3 protein-coding genes are annotated in these 2,770 nt (G+C 69.2%); 1 reads left to right on the forward strand and 2 read right to left on the reverse strand.

Annotation, left to right across the window (positions count from 1 at the left end; translation table 11 throughout):
• Positions 1-1,095: DEAD/DEAH box helicase (locus J1C73_RS02365; protein WP_207314848.1), on the reverse strand; the 1,095-nt coding region annotated here is incomplete at its 3' end.
• 182 nt (positions 1,096-1,277) lie between these two features.
• On the opposite strand from J1C73_RS02365, the gene J1C73_RS02370 reads away from it, so the two are divergent.
• Positions 1,278-2,069: a metal-dependent hydrolase gene (locus tag J1C73_RS02370; protein WP_123467764.1), complete on the forward strand. Its 792-nt coding sequence runs from the start codon at positions 1,278-1,280 to the stop codon at positions 2,067-2,069.
• Between the two features lie 24 nt (positions 2,070-2,093).
• Here J1C73_RS02370 and J1C73_RS02375 read toward each other — a convergent pair.
• Positions 2,094-2,770: Lrp/AsnC family transcriptional regulator (locus J1C73_RS02375; RefSeq protein ID WP_207314849.1), on the reverse strand; the 677-nt coding region annotated here is incomplete at its 5' end.

The raw sequence follows: 2,770 nt of genomic DNA on the forward strand, positions 1-2,770 counted from the left end.
GTCGAAGCCCGCCCGCCCGGCCCGGCCCGCGATCTGGTGGAACTCACGGGCGCGCAGCGTACGCACCCGGGTGCCGTCGTACTTGGTGAGCGCGGTGAAAAGCACGGTGCGGATGGGGACGTTGACGCCGACGCCGAGCGTGTCCGTACCGCAGATCACCTTCAGCAGACCCGCCTGTGCGAGCTTCTCCACGAGCCGGCGGTACTTCGGCAGCATGCCCGCGTGGTGCACACCGATGCCGTGCCGCACATAGCGGGAGAGGTTCTGGCCGAACTTGGTGGTGAAGCGGAAGTTGCCGATGAGATCGGCGATCTTCTCCTTCTCCTCCTTGGTGCACATGTTGATGCTCATCAGCGACTGCGCCCGCTCGACGGCCGCCGCCTGCGTGAAGTGCACGATGTAGACGGGCGACTGCCGGGTGTCCAGGAGTTCGGTGATGGTCTCGGTGATCGGCGTCAGCCGGTACTCGTAACTGAGCGGGACCGGACGCGTCGCCGAGCGCACCACCGAGGTGGGGCGGCCGGTGCGGCGGGTCAGGTCCTCCTCGAACATCCTGACGTCGCCGAGGGTGGCCGACATCAGGATGAACTGGGCCTGCGGCAGCTCCAGGATCGGGATCTGCCAGGCCCAGCCGCGGTCCTGCTCCGCGTAGAAGTGGAACTCGTCCATCACGACCTGGCCGATGTCCGCGTACTTCCCGTCACGCAGCGCGATGGAGGCCAGCACCTCGGCCGTGCAGCAGATCACCGGGGCGTCGGCGTTGACCGAGGCGTCGCCGGTGAGCATGCCGACGTTCTCCGTGCCGAACAGCTTGCACAGGTCGAAGAACTTCTCCGAGACCAGCGCCTTGATCGGCGCGGTGTAGAAGGTGACCTTGTCCTGGGCCAGAGCCGTGAAGTGCGCACCGGCCGCGACCAGGCTCTTACCGGAGCCGGTGGGGGTGGAAAGGATCACGTTGGCCCCGGAGACCACCTCGATCAGCGCCTCCTCCTGAGCGGGATAGAGGGTGATGCCCTGCGTCTCGGTCCATGACGAGAATGCCTCGAAGAGGGCGTCGGGGTCGTCGGTCGGGGGCAGCTGATCGATTAGGGTCACGCCCCCATCTTGCCTGCCTTCCGCCCGGATCAGGGAACCGGACGACCGCACGAAGATCACGGACGATACGCTTCCCTCTCAACTCGGCCACACCACAACGACGGTGGCCCGAGCCCGGACACAGCGACAGCTGTCAACACTTTGTCAATACCTGGTCAATATCTACGGGGGCGGAAACAGTCATGATGGGACCGGCACACTCTCTGTCAGGGGCTGCGGCCTGGCTGGGGGTGGGTGCGGCTGCGGCAGCCGCGGGACACACCATGCCGTGGCCCGTCCTGGTCGTCGGCGCGCTGATCACCGCGGGCGCCGCACTGGCACCGGATCTCGACCACAAGTCGGCGACCATCTCGCGCGCCTTCGGGCCGGTCTCCCGAGGCCTCTGCGAAATAGTCGACACGCTCTCGCACGCCGTCTACAAGGCCACCAAGATGCGGGGCGACTCGAACCGCAACGGTGGCCACCGGACTCTTACCCACACCTGGCTGTGGGCGGTCCTGATCGGTGCCGGGGCCTCCGCCGCGGCGATCACCGGCGGCCGGTGGGCGGTGCTGGGGATCCTCTTCGTCCACCTGGTGCTCGCCGTCGAGGGTCTGCTCTGGCGGGCCGCCCGGGTGTCCAGCGATGTCCTGGTGTGGCTGCTCGGCGCGACCAGCGCGTGGATTCTCGCGGGCGTCCTGGACAAGCCGGGCAACGGCTCGGACTGGCTCTTCAACGCCCCCGGCCAGGAGTACCTCTGGCTCGGGCTGCCGATCGTGCTGGGCGCTCTCGTCCATGACATCGGCGATGCGCTGACCGTCTCCGGCTGCCCGATCCTCTGGCCGATCCCGGTGGGCCGCAAGCGCTGGTACCCGATAGGCCCGCCGAAGGCCATGCGGTTCCGGGCCGGCAGCTGGGTGGAACTCAAGGTGCTGATGCCGGTGTTCATGGTGCTCGGGGGAGTGGGCGGCGCGGCCGCGATGAACCTCATCTGACGCGGCCCGCACCCTGCTCCCGGTCTAGCCGGGCGCCGGATGCACGAGGCGGCCGTGGGCGATGAGGGAGGCGGCCTGCTTGAGACGGCGGACCCGGATGCTGACCCCGTAGGCGTCGACACCGGGCACGGCCGCGAGGCGGGTGGTCAGATAGCGGTAGAAGGCCTCGGCGTCCCGGCAGGTGACGATGGCCATCACGTTGTGGTCGCCGCTGGTGGCGCCGGCGAACGCGACCTCCTCGTGCCGGGCGATCTCCTGTCCGGTGCGCTCCAGGTGGACAGGGGCGACGCGCAGCCAGAGAGTCGCGTTGAGGTGATAGCCGAGACGTTCGGGCAGCAGGTCGATGTCGTACGAGAGTGTGCCGGACGATTCCAGGGCCTCCAGCCGGCGGGCGACGCGGCCCTTGGACCAGCCGGTGAGCCCGGCGAGCTGCGTGTGCGAGGCACGGCCGTCCTCGGCAAGGGCGTCGAGGAGCGGGACATCCTCGGCGGTCGGGGGCAGGAGAGGGCCGGCCGGGGCGGGGGACGGGCCCCCGGCCAGCACGTGTTGCTGTTCGGGGGTGAGGTGCCCGCCGTAGCCGGTCCACCCGGCCGCGCCGGGGCTGCCGAAGGGGTGGATGAGCAGATCGATGCTCATGTCGAGCACCGCGGCGGACCTGGGCAGCTGCTGGAGCAGCATGTCCTCGCGCTGGGCGGCCAGCG

The sequence above is a fragment of the Streptomyces laculatispora genome (assembly GCF_017353455.1).
In the GTDB taxonomy this organism is placed as follows: domain Bacteria; phylum Actinomycetota; class Actinomycetes; order Streptomycetales; family Streptomycetaceae; genus Streptomyces; species Streptomyces laculatispora.